Source organism: Streptomyces alkaliphilus, from assembly GCF_014141535.1.
In the GTDB taxonomy this organism is placed as follows: domain Bacteria; phylum Actinomycetota; class Actinomycetes; order Streptomycetales; family Streptomycetaceae; genus Streptomyces; species Streptomyces alkaliphilus.
In genome coordinates, this window is the sequence record NZ_VKHT01001755.1 from 1 (window position 1) to 429 (window position 429).

Below are 429 nucleotides of genomic sequence, written 5' to 3' on the forward strand. Positions count from 1 at the left end.
GGATACAACCGCAGCACCTCCGCCTCCCCCGCCGGGTCACGGTCCACCACCACCGGCCCGGCGGCCAGGATCAGACGCTCCTCCCCCGCCCATCGGATCGGGTACAGACGCGCGGCGTTGTCCGCGTCCAGCACGAGCAGGCGGGCGGTGGTGCCGTCCGGACCCCGCACGGTGAACAGCGCCTCCGGCCCCGGCTCCTCCACCACGTGCACCCGGGTCCCGGGGCCGGTGTCCGCCGCCCGGGGCACGGCGCGGGCGGGGCCCTCCAGCGAGGTGCCCTCCGCCGTGGCGAGCCGGACGGGAATCCCCGGATCGGCCGCCAGGACGGTGAGCGGCCCCGCGGGGCCGGGGAGGGTTCCCGTCTCCTCCAGCCGGGTCAGCGGGCGGGCGGTCGCCCACTCCAGCCGCTGTCTCTTATACACAGCTCCG

General features: G+C 76.9%; 1 pseudogene. It reads right to left on the bottom strand.

The window, feature by feature from the left end:
- A pseudogene (locus tag FNQ90_RS26625) lies at window positions 1–422 on the bottom strand (hypothetical protein); the annotation flags it as partial.
- Window positions 423–429: the final 7 nt, after the last annotated feature.